This window comes from Bacteroidota bacterium (assembly GCA_039111535.1).
Taxonomy (GTDB): domain Bacteria; phylum Bacteroidota; class Rhodothermia; order Rhodothermales; family JAHQVL01; genus JBCCIM01.
In genome coordinates this window covers 14,795-34,249 of the sequence record JBCCIM010000013.1, presented here as the reverse complement: position 1 = coordinate 34,249, position 19,455 = coordinate 14,795, and the positions used below count along the sequence as shown (strand labels likewise).

Here is a 19,455-nt window from a genome sequence, read left to right as displayed (position 1 = left end):
GGTTAGGGTGTTGCAAAAGCTTGTTGAAACCGGTTGTAGCAGGCTTCGATCAAGGCTGTGGCTTCTTCCGTCGGCACGTCAATGATTTCAGGAAGGGCAAGTCCGCCTGCACCAGCGGTGTCGATGTAAACTGTTTCAAGTCCGAGCCGGCGCTGGAATATGGATGACTCGCCATAGAGTACCTGGAATTTGCTTACAGGAATCATCCAAATAAAATGGCGAAATACACCGCGGCGGACATACAGGGTATCCTCCTGGAGGGCGTAGCCGTGGTTTTTGTAATGCTGGAATGCGTAGAAAGGAATGGCTGGCAATGCCAGGAGTCCCCATAATGCCGGCTGCCAGAAATACGCTGTTGGCAACACGGTAACCAGCAGGGCTACCGTAAAGCGGACGATGGTACGCCGGATAGTCAGTCGGGAGACGGGTGTAAAGTGCTCTGGCAACGTGACGGGGCCAATATGATTTGCCAGTCCCATTGCTACGGGGAGCCGTGCAAGCGGGGCAACTACCTGATGACCGCGCCCCGTTGCTTCGAGTCCCATTGTTTGCACTTCGAGTGTAATCCACTTAAACCGCCGCATCAACATGTTGGCGCGGAGGATCATGGCCTGGACGCGGCGTAACGGAATGGTGCCTTGCGAAAGGGTGAGTAATCCGTGGCGCTTGTGCATTTTGTCGCTCTCCAACCAGAGTTTGAAACCGTAGTATCGGTTGAAGCTCACGAGGATGCCGGAAAGCCAGGAGAGTAAAACAGCAGAGAATATAATGACAGCGGTGAGTTGCCAGGGAGAATCTGTACCATATTCTGTAAGTGGCTTAAGCCAACCGCGTCGAAGCCAGACCTCAAGTTCGTCCGGATTAGGTAACATTTGCTCTATTAGCGAAAACGCAATTGCGATATAGAGCAATGAGAAGCGCATGACGCCCACCATCAGCACGCGAGATAGCGGCAGGCTGAAGACCGGTGTGTTAGCAGTTGCATCCTGTTGCCTTGCCGGCGCTGGTGCAATGGGTTGGTCCGTTAGACCCGTATCTTGAGATGCGACCGAGTTTACCGGGGTAGCGGCAGCTTCTCTGGACTGCTGGTAGGTACGGACAATTTCGCGGATTTCGTGGGCTGTTTCGATCCCGACAAATTCCAGTACACCTTCTGTTTTTGAGCTGCCGGCGGTTTCAATTTTTACTTTTGCAGTACCAAAGATGCGTGGCAGCAGCGACTGTTCAATTTCGATGTTCTGGATACGTTCGATGGGAATGCTCCTGTTTTGCCGGTTGAGCACGCCGCTTTGGATAACAATTTCTTTCCTGGTAATCCGGTAGCGAAACCGGTAGTAGCGCAAGGCAATGAGGGGAAGCGCGAGGACACCGTAAACGATGACGGCCACAACGGGGACCACACTTGCAGAATCAGCAGAGCGGAAAATTGGGATCAGGAGCAATACAAAAGCCGGTAAACTCAGCAGAAAGCGCTGCACCAGCGTCATCGGATGAAGCATCTGCGCTTCATCAAATTGCTGATCAACTCTCATACGGCATCTTCCAGGATATACCGTTTTACATCGTCACGCAGCTGTTCTGCTTCTTCAAACCGGAGGCCTGGTAAAACGACATCGCTACTTCTGCTGCCGGCGGTATGTACAATCAGTTTACTTAAATTGAACTCTCGCTCGAGGATATTCTGGGATACGTCGAGGTGCTGAATGCGGCGCAAAGGTACAATGGTGCGTACCCTGTTGAGGATGCCCCGTTCGAGGTACAGCTCTTCCTGCCGCAGATCAAAACGCCAGTACTTATAGCTCAGTCTCGGAACCGAAAACGTAATTGCTACGCCTACGATCAGAAATGCACCTGTAAGTACGCCGGGTGGCAGGGCGAAGCTTGCTCTGGAAAAATAGACGTATACCTCGTACAGCAGGGCCGCGAGAAACATGCTGCCCAGCAAGGATGCAAACTTGATGGTCCAGATCGTTTTAATTGCAGGTTCAAGAGATCGCATTGCGCCCGAGGTACTTGAGTGAGATACAGGGTTCAAATCTTTACAGGGTTCTTGGTTTCCATTTTTTGGTAGGGTGCTGTAGTATATGGTATCAAAATTGATTGAGGGGCATCAAAAGCAAATAACACAATAACATTGCAATTCAGCAGGTTATTTTGAAGCGGGCATCGGGAAAAACTTCACTGTGGCCTCGCATAAACAAGCAGACGACGTAGCAATAAAATTGCCATGTCTTGCAAATGGGATGCAAAAAATATCCTATTCCTGAAAAAAGTCCTTGCAGTACCGCTCGGATCGTAGTAGCTTACCGGGAAATGGCTTTTCCGACCTGGGCTGAGCAATGGTATCTTTTGCACCAGCCTCAAAAAAGGCTTAAACACTCACTTTCAAACTTATTACCATTATGCCTGGAAAATTTGAAATCAAAAAAGCGAAAAATGGCAAATTCTATTTCAACCTGAAAGCTGGCAACGGAGAGATTATTCTTTCCAGCCAGATGTATGCTGACAAGCGTGGTTGCAAAAATGGCATCGAGTCTGTTCGCAAAAACTCAGTATCTGAAGGACAGTTCGACGCGTTGGAAGACAAAAATGGTAATCCGTATTTCGTGCTGAAAGCCAAAAACTCAGAAGTAATTGGCAAGAGCGAAAGCTATTCTTCCAAATCTTCAATGAAGAAAGGCATCGCATCAGTCATGAAAAATGGCCCTGAGTCTCGCGTTGTAGAGGTTGAATAAGCAACCGTCAAGATTTTTGAATTGCAGCACTGCCAAGGCATTGTGGCATTCAAGGGCAGGAGTGTTGATCACTTCTGCCCTTTCTTGTAACAGAATCCCGTCAAGTGCGTCTGAAGGGTAGGTAACGTCCCACTGCTTGCCCAGTCTGATCTGCCCCAAATGCATTGTTGTTTTTGACGCCGGCCTATCCAACTCAAAGCATTACCTGAGATGCTGCCACCGGAATCGGGATATCCCGTGTGTGGCGGAACACATATTTTAAACATGTGTACATCAAGCCAGGATACTCCAAGCCACTTACTGATTCTTTTTCATGCAGGTTGAAGACCATTCGCATCCCTCTACAACGGCTGACGTGCTTGTTGCTGAGCCTTTGAATGACGACGATAGAAGCCACTTGGTCCGTCGATTCCAAAGTGTACGTAATTTCTCCGAAGCGCTCTGTTCGCCGCTTGTCCCTGAAGATTACGTTATCCAATCTATGCCGGACGTTAGCCCTACCAAGTGGCATTTGGCGCATACAAGCTGGTTTTTTGAGACGTTTATCCTGCGTCCGCATTTCCAGCAATATGGGTTGTTTCACAGCCAGTTTCCTTTCCTGTTTAATTCCTATTACGTCCAGGCTGGTGAGCGCCATTGCCGGGCGCGTCGGGGTTTGCTTTCGCGGCCTACTGTGAAAGAGGTTTATGGATACCGTGCCCATGTGGATGAGCACATGGTAGACTTGCTACAAGGTGCCAGCGCCGACCTGTTTGCTGTGCTCCAGCCGCTTGTAGAAATTGGCATTCATCATGAGCAGCAGCATCAAGAGCTCATGTTGACGGATCTCAAACATGTGTTTTCTATCAACCCACTCTACCCTGCCTACCAGTCCCATGTGGCTGATCCTGTAACTGAGGTAGCGCCAATCGCATGGGTTAACTTTGACGAAGGGGTGCGAGAAGTGGGGCACAAAGGGGGCGGATTCTCTTTTGACAACGAACTGCCCCGCCACAAAACCTACATCCAGAATTTTGCCCTGGCCTCCCGTTTGGTGACCAATGGCGAGTATATCGAGTTTATGGAAGCCGGCGGGTACGAACGCCCCGAGTTATGGCTTTCTGCTGGTTGGGCGACGGTACAGGAAGAAGATTGGCAGGCGCCCATGTACTGGGAGAAGAAAAAAGGCCGCTGGTATATGTTTACGCTTTCCGGGTTACAGCCCGTTAACCTGGCTGAGCCTGTTTGCCACGTCAGCTACTTCGAGGCAGATGCCTACGCACGTTGGTATGGCGCGCGGCTCGCTACCGAGCAGGAGTGGGAGATTGCTGCAGCTTCGCTACCTGTTGAGGGGAATTTTGTGGATGCCGGCTATTATCATCCGCGCGTGGCCGCGCCAGACGCCGGCTTACAGCAAATGTACGGCGAAGTCTGGCAGTGGACCCAGAGCCAGTACACGTCCTATCCAGGATATAAACCCGTTGAAGGTGCACTAGGTGAGTACAACGGTAAATTTATGTGTAATCAATTTGTCTTGCGAGGCGCCTCCTGTGCCACATCGCAATCCCATGCCCGCGTAACCTACAGGAATTTCTTCCCTCCTGAGTCGCGCTGGCAATTTATGGGCATTCGCCTGGCCAAATAAGCCGGCTTGCCGTTGTATGCTCCTTTTCTTTACTGGCACTGCATGTAGCTTGCAGTGCCAGTAGATATAATTTGTCCGTTAGCTCTTGGGAATCACCAACAGTTTGTATCCACCCAATCCAGATACATGTCGAACCTAGACGTTACTTCGTCCCCGGCGGTTAAAGCCGACGACCCCTTTTTATCGGATGTACTCACCGGGCTTGCACTGCCTCAAAAGCAGTTGCCTTCAAAATACTTTTACGATGAGGAAGGGTCGCAGCTGTTTGATCAAATTTGTGACCTTGAGGAGTATTATCCGACACGTACGGAAATGAAAATCATGCAGGACAACCTGGCGGATATCGTGCGCCATGTAGGTCCTGAAGCGTTATTGATCGAGTATGGTAGCGGCAGTAGCCTGAAAACACGCATATTGTTGCAGCATCTCGAAAACCTGGCCGGCTACGTACCTATCGATATTTCGCGGGATTACCTCTATGCCTGCGCTGCGCAGCTCAGAAAAGACTTTCCCGATATCGACGTGCATCCTTTACACGCTGATTATTCTGCTGCGCTCACGTTGCCCGAGATCGAGCGACATGTTGCACGTCGTGTCGTATATTTCCCCGGATCCACCATTGGCAATTTTACGCCGGAAGAAGCCATTACATTCCTCAAACGGGTATCAACGCTGGGTGATCAGGGAGGTGGTTTGCTCATTGGGGTAGACCTGAAAAAAGACAAAGCCATACTTGAGGCGGCATACAATGACGCACATGGCATTACCGCCGCATTTAATCTGAATTTGCTCAAACGTATTAATGCAGCATTAGGGGCTGACTTTGATCTCTCTCAGTTCAGGCATCACGCTTTGTATAATGCGGAGGCCGGCCGGATTGAAATGCATCTGGTGAGCGAGGCCTCGCAAATTGTGTCGATTGGTGGTAAGCAGTTCAGTTTTGATGCTGAAGAGACGATACATACTGAAAACTCTTATAAATACACCCTTGCGGAGTTTGCTGCGATCGGAAAAGAAGCCGGCCTGCGGGTACGGCGCGTATGGACCGATGCCAATTGCCTCTTCAGCGTTCAGTTTTTGACCGTTGAATAGCTGGGCCAAAAGATCATTGTTCAACGTACGTTAAATTTTAAACGGAATCCGGGTTCAGACTTAGGCAGCGCAAACATCTGCAACGAAAGGAACGTAAAGAACAAAAAATAAGCTCTTCCAGGGGCGTCAGTATGCTACCGGCTACTGGGCCCGACCTTATAATTGCAGAAAAGCGCGATCCTTGCGCCCGATATAAAACCCTGATTAAATGAATACCCATATCCCAATGCGCACCGCCCATGCCTGGCACGCTGTTCCGATCGGAGAAGACGCGCCAGAGACGTTTCAGGCAGTGATTGAAATCCCGCGCGGCGGCAAAATCAAGTATGAACTGGACAAGCAGACCGGCTTGATTCGTGTGGACCGGGTACTATACTCTTCTGTGATCTATCCGGCCAACTACGGATTTATCCCGCAAACCCTCGGCGATGACAACGATCCGCTTGATGTGTTGGTTATTATGCAGGAGCCCGTTGCACCGCTGAGCATCCTGACGGCTCGCCCGATTGGTGTGATGGAAATGTTTGACGAAGGAGAGGCGGACGAAAAGATTATTTGTGTACACCTCAATGATCCGGCATTCAACGGATTCTACCACATATGGGAGCTACCCGAGCATATGCTGCGGGAAGTCAAGCGCTTCTTTGAAGACTACAAAAAACTCGAAGAGAAGGAAGTGAAAGTGGACAATTTCCTGGGCCCTGATAAAGCACGTGCTGTTGTTACCAAGGCAATGAAACTATATCAGGAAAAATACGGACAAGATGTTCAAGAGGCGCTGGAATCGATGGGCTAGGTTAGTCGCCGGTTCTGTTGCCTGGTTCGGGATGCGATATTTGCAGTGGTCCTGAAGCCGCCGCTTTCAATGTTTCTTTCTCAGCTGGTGACAAGCTATTCCAGTGTTTGTTGTGCACTGCGCCGTACAAAGCGTAGAGCATGAGCAGATTTACGCCTTTGAATCGGTGTTGCAAAATCTTGTAGACAAGCACTGGGCCGGCCTTTTCTAGCGCCGCAAACGTGTCGATGTCAATGCTCCGCAGCATTTCTGCTGATTTGGGGCCAAGGTTTTTAAGTACCTCGATAGGTGTATCTGGGTGCATTGTTATGATTGGCGGTGTTTGAATGCGAGCGGACGTAAACCCTGTTTCAACTAAACGGATGGAATATCTATGGCAGCAGATGTAATTGATTATAAGATTTACGGTGATGACATGCAGGTGGTCGAGATAGAGCTCGACCCGGGTGAAGGCGTCCGCGCGGAAGCCGGCACCATGATGTATATGGATGCAGATATCGAAATGCAGACCGGTACCGACGGTGGCATGTTCAGAGGCTTTAAACGCCTGTTTACCGGAGAATCATTTTTCATTACTACGTTTCTGCATAATGGGCGCGATAAAGCGAGGATTTCGTTTAGCGCACCATACCCAGGCAAAATAGTGCCCCTGGATCTATCTGAAGTAGGCGGCAGCTTTCTCTGCCAGAAAGACGCCTTTCTTTGTGCCGCGCGCGGCATCGAAATTGAAATGGCATTTACCAAGCGCCTGGGCGCCGGCTTCTTTGGTGGGGAAGGGTTTATTCTACAGCGGCTAGAAGGAGATGGACTTGCGTTTATCCATGCCGGCGGCACAATTGTCAAACGCGATCTCCGCCCGGGGGAAGTGCTCAAAGTAGACACAGGCTGCCTGGCCGCTTTTGCGCCAACGGTAGATTATGACATCGAGATGGTGCGCGGATTCAAAAATGCACTGTTTGGCGGACAAGGACTGTTTCTGGCTACACTAACCGGCCCTGGTCCCGTATTTTTGCAGAGCTTACCGCTGTCGCGACTTGCCGGCCGTATCATTGCCGCAGGTAGCTTTGGTGGCGGTAACCAGGGGGAGAGGAAAGGCGTTGCCGGCATTGGTGGCGGTTTGATCGGTGGGTTGATTAGTGGGGATTAGTTTAGGACGCGTATACACCCCCGTCGATGCGCCCGCATCGACGGGGGGTGTCCCGCAAACGTTAGGCGCGTGCCTACAGCCCAAACCGAATCTGCGCAGCGTGGTGCCAACTTGGCAACTGGCCAGGGTACCGCCCATTTTCCACGCCATAGTACGCATACTCCACATGAAAGAAAGCTAAGTGTAGTCCGCCGCCAACGGTAGGGTAGCCCTGGTTGAGGCCGGCGCGTGCAGATAACACTTTAACCCGGACGGATGCACCCATACTGATATGGGCCAGAAAGGCCTGGTCCGTTGGCAAGTCTTTGCCACCGGCATAATCGATAGTGAAGCCTGTCTCGTCCAGCAACCCACCAGGTATTTTGGGCAGGGTATACCCGACGCCAAGTCTGAATGAAGGCTCAGCAGCAAAGAACGTGTTGGCGAATTCAATGTCTTGTGCCAGCGTGACGGGATCAGAGGTACCCTGCAGGTCACCTTCATGGGTAAACGAAAAAGGATAACCCGCAACATCGTACAACGCAAGGCCGACGTTAACCGTACCCGGTAGTTTGTTGACGAGGGGCAATTTATAAAGGAAGCCAATATCAGCGCTCACCCGGTTAGCGGAGAGCAACGCAAAGGGCTCTGTATCGCTGATAGCATCGAGTGGTTTGTTTTTGAATGTGGCGTAACGCTTTGTGTACTTTGCTGTGAGGCCGACTGTGAGGCCGGATACCCCAAATTTAGACAGGTCAATGCCGGCCGTGCCGACGGCCATCGCGTCTGCAAGCCCGGTGACTTGTACCAGGGGCAAGCCGCCGCCGCCATCCGGGAAGCGGTAGGAAACGTTGGCATTGCCAAAGAACCCAATCCCCAACCCAACCGGGCCGGCTTTAAAGCCTGCGGAAGGGGCGAGTGCTGTGATATTCAAGCGTGTAGCTTTTTGTCCGATTGCTAGCGTCTGGTCATAAAGTGCGTTGAGGCGTTCGCTGTCGAGGTTGTCGATGCCTTCATCGATAGCGGGCTGGAGGTCATCTTTGAAAAAGCTGATCTGATCGGGCAGCGTACTGCTTGCAGCCAATTGTACGCCGACAAAGGTAATGTGCCGTTTGGCGTGCGCTGCGTGTGCTGGGTTGAAAAAGAAAGCGCTCCCTCGGGTTGGCAGGGCGACAACAGCATTGCCCATACCAAGGACACCTATGTTTGGCGCAAAAGCGCGCGTAGTGGCCGGCTTCTGTTGTGCGGATGCCGTCAAAAACGGGCACAGGAGGAGGGAGAGCAGGAGGGTAAAACGTTTCATAAAAACGTACTCAAAATTGTTGGCGTAAAGATGGGGAGGTGGATCAGCCGGAAACCTGGCAGCTGCGCGTGATGGCGCTGCTGATTTCTGTGCGCGCGGTGGCAACAGCATCAGCAAGCTCGCTCTCGCCGGTGCTAAAGAGTGCCTGTCGGTTTACCAGATCCGCAACAGCCTCGTCGATAACAGGCAGCTTTTCGCAAAGGATAAAGGTTTCGAGTTGTGCAAGGGCTGCATCATTAGCCGCACAGTACCCGATATTGCCGCTGCGCAGCCGGTGTAAAGACGCCTCGGCGGCGTCGGCTTGTTGTTTGATTTCGATAATGGAGGTCGCCATGTTTGCAATTGCCCGCATGAGATGTGCATTGCTCCGCACGTGATCGGTTAACGCTTGCGCTGCTTCTGATTCCAGGGTGCTGGACAGCAAGCTTACGGCACGTTGCAGCACCTCTTCATTGTCGAGCAAGAGCAGGTAAGCCGGGTCGATGTCGAAGTCGATCCGTATTGTGGTATCAACCTCATCCCGAAAGTTGCAGGCAGGAGGCGATTTGTAAGCTATGCCGCCGGCGAGATGGGTGGCATTTTGGTCATCAGAAATGAACTCTGCGAGGTCTTTCATGACCAGCAGATCAATTTCATTGGACTGGAAGAGGGCAGCTGACAGTTCAATGCGGATTTCTGGATTCTCAGGCGCCTTCTCCAGGGCTTTTTCGAGGAAATCGACGGCTTTTTCGGGATCACCGTTTTGCATGGCAATACGGGCATCATCGAGGAGGACATCCGGATCGTTGCTCTCTTCATCGTGCATAAATTCAAAGGCATTGCAGCCTGTTGCGATGAGGAGGCCGAAGGACAGGACAACAAACGGATTAAAGGCACGGACGTGTGACATAACCGGGCTACAGGTTTAGTGGGGAAAGCCAGGGTAACAGGGTGTGGGATGCGGTAGGTATCTGTGGTATCGGCCAGTCGATGAGGTGCTTAAGGCGCCGGCAGTGGTTTATGGGAGGGATTATGTCGGATGGGGTGAGATAATTTCTTGTTCTTTGGTGTAAGTAATTGTTTTATAATCGCTTACCGTAATTATTTAGCAAGATTATCCCGATAGGGATCTGGAGTTATGCAGACTAGTTCGGTATAATGGTAGTTATGTGCCTGTTGAGAACAATAAACACATGGTACTGTATAAGGGGCCGTATGTAGTATCTTTGCAGAACCTGCTTTATGCGAATCGTTCTTGACACTAATATCTGGGTCTCAGCCTTTCGTTCAAAGCATGGCGCATCAGCCAAACTGATATCATTAATCGGAGGAAATCACTTCAGCATTGTCACTTCAGTACCCCTGGTATTGGAGTATGAGGAGGTGTTTTTTCGCCAGCGCGGTCAAATGAATCTTGATAAAGCCAAGATTGACCATCTGCTAGATTTAATCTGTGCTTTATCTGATCACCAGCGTATCTATTATCTCTGGCGTCCAACAGAGCCCGATGGTGATGATGCGCATGTGTTAGAACTGGCTGTAGCTGCCAAGTGTGATTACATCATTACATACAACAAACGTGATTTTACTCAGGCTGCAAGTTTTGGGATTGAAGTTGTTACAGCAGCAGAATTTTTACAAAAGTTGGGGTAAAAAATGGCTTCCTTGAATTTGAGACTTCCTGAGTCATTACATGCCAAAATCCGATTGCTCGCGGAGCAGGATGGTGTATCTCTTAATCAGTTCATCATGCTTGCTGTTGCCGAAAAAGCAGCCGTGCTAGAGCTAGGGGCAACAAACTATCTTTCAGCCAGGGCTGCTCGTGTAGAAGGAGATGCAAGCAAACAATTGCGGGACTTGTTATCCGAGCATGGAGGCGATGTCGAGCCATTAGAAGAGGATCGGTTGTAATCACGGCACATAACAAGGGCATTAACGGCCGACCGAAAGCGAGGGTTTACAAGCTGCGGTTGGCTGGATGAACTGATTTTCCCCGCTTTCGGCGGGTTATGCCCGTGCCGTTATATGTATGTATAGAGTCACAATAGTTTGCAAAGGCTTATCTTCTGAGGATGGGAATGAAGCTTCATGCGATATAGCACAAGAATTTAGTGAGCATAGGGATTGGCATAATAATCCTGTATGTACATGGGACGGTGAAATTCTAATGCTCATTGTAGAAAATGACTTTGATAGTGATGGACAAGCAACGTTAGATGAATTCGGCGATTGTCTGACTGCATACGTAACCGATTACTTTGATTGCACTGTCACAATCGATTCCGTAACTAAGTTATGAGCGTAAAACATGTAACAACTAAAGGCAACATCGCGCGCCGCTGCTTTGGGCGGTATACCGCTTTTCTGTCGAAGAAAGGAAAAGATTGATGTCGGGGTATGTATAAAACGTAAAGACCGACCTGACGCAGTCACCTTCAAAGAAAATATCCTGCTGTATTTACCCAGGTGTGTAAAAGCATCGGCAAAACCAGGCTACCGGTTCCGATACGAACGATAACAAACAACACACCGAATCCTCCGGCGACTAAGTTTCCCCAAACGTCAAACACAAAGCCCCAATCACCATCGGTGTTAATAGAGTGAGCCCCCCAAAAACTGAGACTGGTGACCAGAGCAGCCAGGATCAAAGCGGTAACCTGCGGCTTCTTAATACCCTTTGTTGTAAAATCTTCAATAAGCATTGCCAGCATAATACCCCGAAACCAAAGCTCTTCTTCTAATGTCGGCATGGATGCCTGGTACAGGATGTCCGATATCGATCCGCTTTTCAATCCTTCGAACTGGAATACAGCCGCCAACGCCCACGATAGAGCGCAAAACACAGCAACCCCGAATGCTGTGTTACGCCAGTGTCCACATTGCTTAAAGGTCAGACCGATCGTTTCAAGTCTGTCTCTGAAAAACGTAATGACAACCACAATCCACAGCGATATAGCTAATAACTTTCCTTCCCAATTGTACCGCCCGGGTATCCAATCACCAAAGCTTCCAGCTGCACCTTCAACCAGCAACAGGTGCTTAATAAAGGCCAGTACAGGAATTGAGAAAAGCCATACCCAGCGAACTTTTCCCTTCAAAAGGACTGCAGCAAGTAAAATTAAGGCTGATAAAAAGGCTGTCGTAAAAACAACGACTTGAAATGTACTCCCTGACAATGCTACGCCTCTTTCTAGAATACAAACAGTTTCTCCCTTACAATGTCCATTTGTGTAATACAACTCTATTTGGCACCTTGCAGGGCGTTATCCGTTGGCCTGATTGGACAACGTTTTCGAAAGGACGTCTCAAGGGACAAGAGAGTTACAGTGGCTTAACGGTGCATCAGTTTTTACATATACAGTATAACGCGGTACTTCAGCCAACAAAGAGTTTGCGATCAATCACTTTGATGTAAATTTATCGACCTGCAGCATAATATTTGTCGTTCCGCTTTGGGTCCTAGCAGCTGAGCGCTGAGTAGCTATGTACCTCAAACATATCTACCTACATTTCCTTAAACCCTCATTGCATGCAATTCTTGAGCATAGTAGTGATAGCGTTTAGTGCAGCACCGCCCTACCCCTGGCTTGCGCTTGTAGCCTTGACCATTCTTCTTGTATTTGCACCCGTCTTTATAAACCAGCAAAACAAATCAGGTACAACATTCTACTGGCATGACGCCGTGTTGCTTTTTTGCATTTGTGCTTTCGGATTCGCTTTGCACGAATATCGAAAATCAGTTTTCCATATTAATTGCTTTGGAGACTGGTTATATGATGAAAATCGCACAGTGTATCATGAGCCAACGATTACTATGCCTTCAATTGTTGAGTCCTATGCAGAATTCTGCGATTCAACCTATGCCTATAACCCTTCATTCTTCGAACTTACCTGCGGCTTCCTGCTTCCAGCGTTAATACCTGCACTAATATGTGCAAAAATTGGATCTATTGCGTTTAGACCTTTTGGTCTTTATGATCGCCTGCTATCAACGCCTGAGAACTGATCAAATCACTTTTCGCGATACCTGACAGAGATCAACGGGGCTCTTGGACTAAAAAACAGCACAAGCCACACGGCCCTAGAGTTGCGTAGCCATACCTCTGAACAAGGCTGCTAACTTGCTCAATCATTGAGTCGCATCACCGAATTCACGCACCTTAATGCGTGCGACATCAACCTCTATTAATCCCGCCAATTCATTCAACCCATCACTGCTAATTACCTGTAGCGCTTCCTCCGCGCAGCTATTCGATAGGCGCGGCCAGGTGTCGGTCAAAGTATTCGATCATTTTGCCAAACAGGTAGCGATCGTAGTGTCGCTCTCGGCTCCATCCATGCGTTGCACCAGGTGCAAACGCAAAGTCGAAGTCCTTGCCCTGTTTGATCAGTTCTTCAGCTAACACAGCTGTCGTCTTGAACGGTACCACGTGGTCTTGCAGGCCATGGATGAACAGGAGTTTATCCTCCAGATTGGCTGCATGGTTGAGCGCTTTTCTTTCGAAGATCTCCGGGTGTGTCTCGGGGTGGCGAACAATCGCGACGTCGTCGGTGCCAAAGAACACCGGGTCAACAGCCGCCGCTGCAGCAACACCCACCTGGAATAAGCCCGGCTTCATCAACAGCGAATAAACGGAGAGCGTGCCCCCATAACTGCTGCCCCAGATGCCGATGCGGTCGGGGTCAACATAGGCCAGTGACTCCATGTAGGCAACGGCACTTGCATAATCCTCAATGTCCTGGCCGGCAAAGCCCAGCAGAAACTCTTCACGGAATGCCCGCCCATAACCGTTGCTCCCCCGTGAGTCCACCTGCACGATGATGTATCCTTTCTTGACCAACAGTTGCTGTACGAGGCTGTAGTTGCCGGCCCAGCGGTTCTTCGCCGTATTCGAATACACGGGTCCAAACAGCACTGGATATTGCGTGCCTGGCTGCATATTGGCAGGCTTCAGGATCCGGGCATGCAGTGTGTAGTCATCTACAAGGCTGGGAAAACTGACGTATTCCGCGGCTTCCCAGGTTCGCTCCGTGAAAGCAGGCAACGGCGAGTGGGTTACGCGCGTTGCGTCACCCTCGCTGGATACCACGTAAAGCTCGGTTGGTGACGTGTCGTTGCTGTGCATGAACGCCAGGTGCCGGCCATCCGGCGAGGGGTAGCCGGCGTTCCGGCCCGCAAAACGCGTCACTTGCTCAGGTTCGCCACCGAATATATTCAGGCGGTACACGTGTTGTTCATAAGGATTAACGCTGTTGCCGGCATAAAACAGCGCATCACCAGCAACACTTGGAGCGGACAGCACATCGTAGGACGGATCTGTCAGGAGCTGCGGAAGGTCCCTTGAAGGTGAGGCGTCGATCGTATAAAGGCCGTAGCGATCACCCATATCGCTTAAGAAAATGACATGCTCACCATCAGGATGCCAGGTCGATGCAAACGATGTGTACATCCGGCTTTCTCGAACGCCTCGCCAAATTTCGCGCGGTTGGCTTTCTCCAGGTGCAACGACGAACAACTTGCGTTCAATCGCCGTGTCGGATGCGGTATCAACCAGCAGCGCGCCGCCCGGTGACCAGTTGAAGTCGATGACCTGGTTTGCATCCGGGTCTGGCAAATCGAGGTACGTGATGTCACCGCTTTGAACATCGAGCAGGCCTACCCTGCGCATCTCGTTTGGGTCGCCAGGGTAACCACGGCGCACCTCGTTGGGATTGGTTTCGGTAGCGAGATAATCCGGGAACGGCACTTTGCGCATCTCGCGACGGTCAACGACGTGAAGCGCAATGGTCTTGCCATCCGGCGACCACTTGTATGTTGGCCCACTCCAGATGCCTGGACCAATTTCGCGTTCCGGCCGGCTGTAGCGCCCCTTCCGTAAGCCCGAGAGGCTGGCGATGCCGATCTCTGTGAGCTGCCGATTCTGTTTGGAAGGGAAGTCCGCAAGCCACAGGTCGCCGTTCCGTATATACGCCGCCTGGTTGCCGGCTGGTGATATCGACAGGTTACGTGCGCCGGCCTCGACAGGCATAAGCTGGACATCGTCTCCCTGGCTCAGCGATGTCCGCCACAGGTTGTTACCTCGCAGGCTCACGATAGTGGTTGCGTCGGTCCATACGATGTCGCGCACAGACGCGGATGCCGTATCGGAACGGAGATGTACTTCCTTTCCATTGCTGGTAGAGACCCAGAGGCCACGTCCAGGTTTTCCGGGTTCATTCCAGGAAAAGGCAAAGTGCTCGCTGTTTGGTGCCCAAGCCGGCCGAGACGGGGGCGTTCCCGTCAATTTTGGCGTTGCAAACAGGTCATCAAGCGTGAGTTCACTTTCCTGTGCTGTGACTGTTGCGGGCATCACCATCAGTATGCCTGCCACTACCCATATTCGCCAAAGAGAGACCTGTTGCATGTGTTTGCCTTAGAATCTGTAGTCATCCGAAAAGTGTTCGGGGCAAGATAACAAGGCAATAGCACAAAGCCCAGATAGTTCGAGCTATAGCGCTCATACCGAAAGACTAAACGTTGAACGTTCTACAACCACGCAAATCTACCTTCCAACGACCGCATGGATACGAAGTATACACTGTTCGAACCAGGATAATTTTTCAGATTGGTTTCTTTCACCACGTGTCCCGCTTCGTCAACGGTTACCAAATAGCTCGTACGTTTGTGTAATTCAGTTCCACTGGAGTATGTTGGTACAAGGGAAGCCCTTAATGGGTTTGTTGAAAGCCGTAATTCAAGTTATTCAGGAGAAGTCAATTCAACCTTACCCTCTGATTATGCCTGATGCAAACTCGCTAAGGCACTCGTTTTAGTATTGAGCAAAGACGGATCACCCCAGTATCCAGAATCATGAACAAAGTACGTCGCAGACAATTTTTGCAAAGCGGCTTGACACTCACCGCGGGATTGACGCTGGCCCCCTTTAGCCTGCAGGCCGCGGCTGAGAAAATCAAGACAACCCAGATTGCGCCGGCGGGGTTTTTCACGCTAGGACAGCGAAACGACCATTGGTGGCTGATCACCCCTGACGACAGGCCCTTCTTTACGATGGGTGTGAACCATATCGACCCGGCAACATTGCGTTATCCGGAAAACATTCACATCTGGCGCGAGAAGTATGGCGGAAGCACCATTCGGTGGATCGAGGAATCGGTTGCTCCTAATTTAAAGGCCTGGGGCTTCAACAGTGTGGGTTGGGTACAGGAAGTATCGGTGCGTCAGTGGAGGCATTCACGTTCCTTTACAGTGGACGAATATAGAGCGCTTAACATGCCCTACTGCCACTTGCTTCCCTTTATGGAATCCCACCAATGGGAAAAGCACACGGTTCATTTTGATTTCCGAAGTAAGGAGTGGAAGGAGTGGTGCGACTATGTAGCAAGAGCAGAATGTGCTGAATTGTATGACGACCCCAACCTGATTGGCTATTTCTATAGCGACTGCCCAACGTGGATTCATGAGCGACCAACGAATGCGTGGCGCGGTCCGATTTTCGACCCTGATCTTTTAAAGACAGAAGCCGGCCGAAAGGAACTGACAGAATTGGCAAGCAGCTATTATAAAACCACACATGACGCCATTCGGCGATACGATAAAAACCACCTGATACTCGGCGATCGCTACGAGGCCAATGCGCCCATCGCGGATGAAGTGGTTAATGCAGCACTGCCCTACGTCGACGTGCTTTCCTTCCAGGACTTTCGCGATCCTGTGAAGCATCTCCGGGCATGGCACCAAAAAACAGGAAAACCTGTGCTGCTTGCCGACGCAGCCCGGATGAAATGGCAGACTGTCCCAGGCGAGTACACGCGCAATGAAGGCGCATGGTATGCGGAGACATTAGCGGCGTTGTTCGAGAATCCCGGATGTGTAGGATTTCATCTCTGTGGCGCCTACCAGCGCAACCGTGCCCGGCGCTACGGACTACTCGATGAAATGGGAAACCCTGACACGGAGAATGTTGAGCAAATGAAGGCTGCGAATCAAAAGATCAGCCAATGGATGGATAGCCAGTTTTGACGCCTACAGAAGAACCACGCTTGCGCACTGCTCTGAAAATCCATTTAAAAAACGATGAAGGTGCTCGCGAGCATTGCAACATGCATCACATGACACTTTGCTTTGCAGGACGCTTACAACTTCCAATCACCGTTCTGCCCTCAGGCCTGACGCCTGAGCGGTGAACCGTTCTGCGGCCAATCATAAACAGCAATGCCATGAAACGATGCTTTTCTTTCTGTTTGCTCTTTCTGTCCATCTCTGTTCCGTTCATTGAAGCCACATCTCAAACATTTGCTCTTGATGCAGCAAAATGGTACCCCCTTGAAACAGGCAACTATTGGCACTATGAAACCGGCGACCGCTTCAGGTCCTATATTCTCTCAACAACAACCGATACGCTGGTACAGGATGTCCAATGGACTAAACTTTCAGTTCTTGAATATAATGGTCCCGGTGGCTCTCCCCGAGATGCGTGGCGCCGATTGACAGATGATTTCTATGTGCTATCCACAACCGATTTTATAAGAGAGGACACCCTTTGGACTACACAGCCGCGCTCTATTTTTTCAGTCAACATTCCTTATGACGGGAGCCTACAGTCAAGGTACGCTGTTACCGGTTCAACACAAAGAGCTGGCTATGCTGACGTCTATTTAGACACAACACGAGTGGGTGAGGAAATGAGACTTCATCTTTTTGCGGGGCTAGGATTTAATGGCGAAGTCTTTTGTGGCAAGTTTATTTATGAGGTTGGCTATGCCGGGGACTGCTCGTCTCCGGGGCTTAATTTTGTAGGTACTATTGTCAATGGACACAGCATTGGCGAAACATCCCGCATTGTTAGTCTAGTTGGTCTTGAGGACCTTGGGCCGGAAACAAGGCACCTACCAAAAAATTCTTTTTATCCCAATCCTTTTAGGGAGCAAATTAATATTGAATTAAGCGCTATCAAACAGGGTGTCTATAACATTACAATCTTCGATGTTCTGGGAAGAGTAGTGTTTTCTGAAAACAGGGTTCTTGTGAACGGACAGGTCTGGAAGCGTACTTGGAAACCAGGAGAACATCTTACGGGCGGGGTATATTTTCTTCACGTTATTGCTGATTCGGGAGAGCGTAATACCGCAAGCATTTTACTTTTGCCGTAGCGCCAGGATGCTATGTATATGTACACAGCAGCTATGACATAGAGTTGTCGGTAGGGCCCATTATTTTTTCACCATGTCACGCTATCCTACTTGAATCAACCATCGTTTTTGGTTCTGAATTCAATAGGATGGACAACGAAACTGAGAAAATGAGGGTTACAAAATGGGTACATGGGGCCATAAATCATTCGAAAACGATGCTGCTTGTGACTGGTTGTATGACCTTGAGGAAGTATCTGACCTCTCACTGATTGAATCCACGTTTGGTAGTGCCGAGGTGGCATACCTCGAAGCGCCAGAAGGATGTGAAATTCTAGCAGCTGCGGAGATAGTCTTGGCGTTACAAGGCCAGGCAAGAGAGTCTTTGTCAGAAGAAGCATTGAAGTGGGTAACAAAACACAAAAATCTTGTCCCTTCGTCATTAAACGTAAAATCAGTGGCGGCAGTCGAAAGGGTTCTGGCAGAAAATTCTGAATTGAGGGAGCTTTGGGAAGAATCGGAAGAAGATTTTGAGATTTGGCGAAAAGACGTATTATCACTTTTGGCTGCTTTGTAGGCATGTTCGCATAACAACGCCATGTGCCCGACCAAAAGCGTAACGTTAGCCGTTGTGTACCTGACCAACCGTTGCAGGTGCAGGCATTGCAGGTGAGTTACGCGGGCTCGTTAGGCGGCTCATGCTTCACTAACACGCAGGCCTATCCATCCCAACAAATGCACCAACCAGCAAGATTCAATGAAAGACATCTCTGGAATCGATGAGGACGGCAATCCTAAAAATGGCCCTTTTAAACTCTTTTTCAAGAATGGTCTTGTCTCTTGCGAAGGGGAGTTCGACAACGGCAAGAAATCTGGAAAATGGAAGTACTTTCTCAACAATGGCCAAATGCAGTCGGCTGGTAGCTTCAAGGACGGCAAGATTGTAGGTCGATGGAAGTGGTTCTACAAGACTGGCGAACGGCGAGCGACCGGCGGCTTCGACGATGACGAGCAGAAACACGGTTTATGGAAACGATACCATACCAGTGGCCATCTCTGGGATGAAGGCCGCTTTGAACACGGCAAGAAGAAGGGCACCTGGAAGGTTTACGATGAGGCCGGCGAGCTAATAAAGACACAAACCTTCAAGTAGCAGGTCATTCGATTCAGTCCCGTAGCCTTTCCTGCAAACGGCTGAAAGAACGGACACCAGTCACCAAAACGAGCGTAACGATGGCACATTACATTGATGGATTTGTCCTCCCCATTCCGACCAACCGGCTAGAAGAATATAAAAGGGTGGTTGAAGCCGTCGCAAACATTTGGAAAGAACATGGCGCGCTTGATTATCACGAATACGTGGGGGATGATTTGACGCGGGAGGGGACGCGTCCATTTCCTGATCTTGTAGCCGCCTCAACAGATGAAACCATCATATTCGGATGGGTTGCCTTTGCCTCTCGTGAAGCGCGTGATCTGGCAAATGAACGTGTTCTTGGGGACCCAAGGATGGTTGATTTGGTTGGTCCATTGCTCGATTCGTCAAATCCTGTATTTGATGCCAACAGGATGGGATATGGCGGGTTTAAGTTGCTTGTTTGATTGTTGATGCGAATCAAGGATTGTTACATCATCGACTAAACAGACACTTCAAATCTGCACTTTTATCAT

The 19,455-nt window shown here is 50.1% G+C and carries 20 protein-coding genes; 13 read left to right on the top strand and 7 right to left on the bottom strand.

Translation table 11 applies throughout. The features are described from left to right. Positions 1 to 2 precede the first annotated feature (2 nt). Positions 3 to 1,532, bottom strand: a complete 1,530-nt coding sequence (locus tag AAF564_03840) for a PH domain-containing protein (protein ID MEM8484651.1) — start codon at positions 1,530 to 1,532, stop codon at positions 3 to 5. Beyond that, a complete protein-coding gene (locus AAF564_03835) occupies positions 1,529 to 1,999 on the bottom strand; it encodes a PH domain-containing protein (protein ID MEM8484650.1) in 471 nt (156 codons plus the stop codon). Before AAF564_03835 ends, AAF564_03840 begins: the two co-directional genes overlap by 4 nt. Positions 2,000 to 2,399: 400 nt before the next feature. On the opposite strand from AAF564_03835, the gene AAF564_03830 reads away from it, so the two are divergent. The 4 genes from AAF564_03830 to AAF564_03815 all read left to right on the top strand — a co-directional run bounded on the left by AAF564_03830 (position 2,400) and on the right by AAF564_03815 (position 6,247). After that, positions 2,400 to 2,735: a DUF1508 domain-containing protein gene (locus tag AAF564_03830; protein ID MEM8484649.1), complete on the top strand. Its 336-nt coding sequence runs from the start codon at positions 2,400 to 2,402 to the stop codon at positions 2,733 to 2,735. Between the two features lie 313 nt (positions 2,736 to 3,048). Beyond that, positions 3,049 to 4,359, top strand: a complete 1,311-nt coding sequence (gene egtB / locus AAF564_03825) for an ergothioneine biosynthesis protein EgtB (protein MEM8484648.1) — start codon at positions 3,049 to 3,051, stop codon at positions 4,357 to 4,359. Between the two features lie 126 nt (positions 4,360 to 4,485). Further along, positions 4,486 to 5,451 carry an L-histidine N(alpha)-methyltransferase gene (gene egtD / locus AAF564_03820; GenBank protein ID MEM8484647.1) on the top strand — a complete coding sequence of 322 codons (966 nt, stop codon included), beginning with the start codon at positions 4,486 to 4,488 and terminating at the stop codon, positions 5,449 to 5,451. A 208-nt stretch (positions 5,452 to 5,659) separates the two neighbouring features. Next, positions 5,660 to 6,247, top strand: coding sequence for an inorganic diphosphatase (locus AAF564_03815; protein ID MEM8484646.1), 588 nt, complete (start codon positions 5,660 to 5,662; stop codon positions 6,245 to 6,247). A gap of 1 nt (position 6,248) precedes the next feature. On the opposite strand, the gene AAF564_03810 is transcribed toward AAF564_03815, so the two are convergent. Further along, on the bottom strand, positions 6,249 to 6,551 hold the full coding sequence (locus AAF564_03810; GenBank protein MEM8484645.1) for a TfoX/Sxy family DNA transformation protein: 303 nt from the start codon (positions 6,549 to 6,551) through the stop codon (positions 6,249 to 6,251). Positions 6,552 to 6,620: 69 nt separating this feature from the next. Between AAF564_03810 and AAF564_03805 the strand changes: the two genes are divergently transcribed. Further along, complete coding sequence (locus AAF564_03805; GenBank protein ID MEM8484644.1) at positions 6,621 to 7,394, top strand: TIGR00266 family protein; 774 nt, start codon at positions 6,621 to 6,623, stop codon at positions 7,392 to 7,394. A gap of 73 nt (positions 7,395 to 7,467) precedes the next feature. Here AAF564_03805 and AAF564_03800 read toward each other — a convergent pair whose 3' ends face one another. Both AAF564_03800 and AAF564_03795 read right to left on the bottom strand, forming a co-directional pair. Further along, positions 7,468 to 8,676 (bottom strand): hypothetical protein, encoded by a 1,209-nt coding sequence (locus tag AAF564_03800; GenBank protein ID MEM8484643.1) that lies wholly within the window; start codon positions 8,674 to 8,676, stop codon positions 7,468 to 7,470. 43 nt (positions 8,677 to 8,719) lie between these two features. After that, positions 8,720 to 9,565, bottom strand: coding sequence for a tetratricopeptide repeat protein (locus tag AAF564_03795; GenBank protein MEM8484642.1), 846 nt, complete (start codon positions 9,563 to 9,565; stop codon positions 8,720 to 8,722). A gap of 332 nt (positions 9,566 to 9,897) precedes the next feature. On the opposite strand from AAF564_03795, the gene AAF564_03790 reads away from it, so the two are divergent. Together AAF564_03790 and AAF564_03785 are read left to right on the top strand one after the other, a co-directional pair. Beyond that, positions 9,898 to 10,308, top strand: a complete 411-nt coding sequence (locus AAF564_03790) for a putative toxin-antitoxin system toxin component, PIN family (GenBank protein ID MEM8484641.1) — start codon at positions 9,898 to 9,900, stop codon at positions 10,306 to 10,308. 3 nt (positions 10,309 to 10,311) lie between these two features. Then, positions 10,312 to 10,566, top strand: coding sequence for a toxin-antitoxin system HicB family antitoxin (locus AAF564_03785; protein MEM8484640.1), 255 nt, complete (start codon positions 10,312 to 10,314; stop codon positions 10,564 to 10,566). Between the two features lie 524 nt (positions 10,567 to 11,090). Here the strand turns inward: AAF564_03785 and AAF564_03780 are convergent. After that, complete coding sequence (locus tag AAF564_03780) at positions 11,091 to 11,831, bottom strand: CPBP family glutamic-type intramembrane protease (GenBank protein ID MEM8484639.1); 741 nt, start codon at positions 11,829 to 11,831, stop codon at positions 11,091 to 11,093. A gap of 362 nt (positions 11,832 to 12,193) precedes the next feature. Between AAF564_03780 and AAF564_03775 the strand changes: the two genes are divergently transcribed. After that, positions 12,194 to 12,661 carry a hypothetical protein gene (locus tag AAF564_03775; GenBank protein ID MEM8484638.1) on the top strand — a complete coding sequence of 156 codons (468 nt, stop codon included), beginning with the start codon at positions 12,194 to 12,196 and terminating at the stop codon, positions 12,659 to 12,661. A 241-nt stretch (positions 12,662 to 12,902) separates the two neighbouring features. On the opposite strand, the gene AAF564_03770 is transcribed toward AAF564_03775, so the two are convergent. After that, the gene (locus AAF564_03770) at positions 12,903 to 15,059 is read right to left on the bottom strand and encodes a prolyl oligopeptidase family serine peptidase (GenBank protein ID MEM8484637.1); all 2,157 of its coding nucleotides are present in this window, start codon (positions 15,057 to 15,059) and stop codon (positions 12,903 to 12,905) included. A gap of 446 nt (positions 15,060 to 15,505) precedes the next feature. On the opposite strand from AAF564_03770, the gene AAF564_03765 reads away from it, so the two are divergent. From AAF564_03765 to AAF564_03745, 5 genes are all read left to right on the top strand, one after another. Further along, a complete protein-coding gene (locus AAF564_03765; protein ID MEM8484636.1) occupies positions 15,506 to 16,675 on the top strand; it encodes an agarase in 1,170 nt (389 codons plus the stop codon). Between the two features lie 197 nt (positions 16,676 to 16,872). Further along, positions 16,873 to 17,805, top strand: coding sequence for a T9SS type A sorting domain-containing protein (locus AAF564_03760; GenBank protein MEM8484635.1), 933 nt, complete (start codon positions 16,873 to 16,875; stop codon positions 17,803 to 17,805). A 163-nt stretch (positions 17,806 to 17,968) separates the two neighbouring features. Beyond that, a complete protein-coding gene (locus AAF564_03755) occupies positions 17,969 to 18,361 on the top strand; it encodes a DUF4259 domain-containing protein (protein MEM8484634.1) in 393 nt (130 codons plus the stop codon). Between the two features lie 180 nt (positions 18,362 to 18,541). After that, on the top strand, positions 18,542 to 18,937 hold the full coding sequence (locus AAF564_03750) for a hypothetical protein (protein ID MEM8484633.1): 396 nt from the start codon (positions 18,542 to 18,544) through the stop codon (positions 18,935 to 18,937). Positions 18,938 to 19,017: 80 nt separating this feature from the next. After that, the gene (locus tag AAF564_03745; GenBank protein MEM8484632.1) at positions 19,018 to 19,386 is read left to right on the top strand and encodes a DUF1428 domain-containing protein; all 369 of its coding nucleotides are present in this window, start codon (positions 19,018 to 19,020) and stop codon (positions 19,384 to 19,386) included. The last annotated feature ends 69 nt before the right edge of the window (positions 19,387 to 19,455 follow it).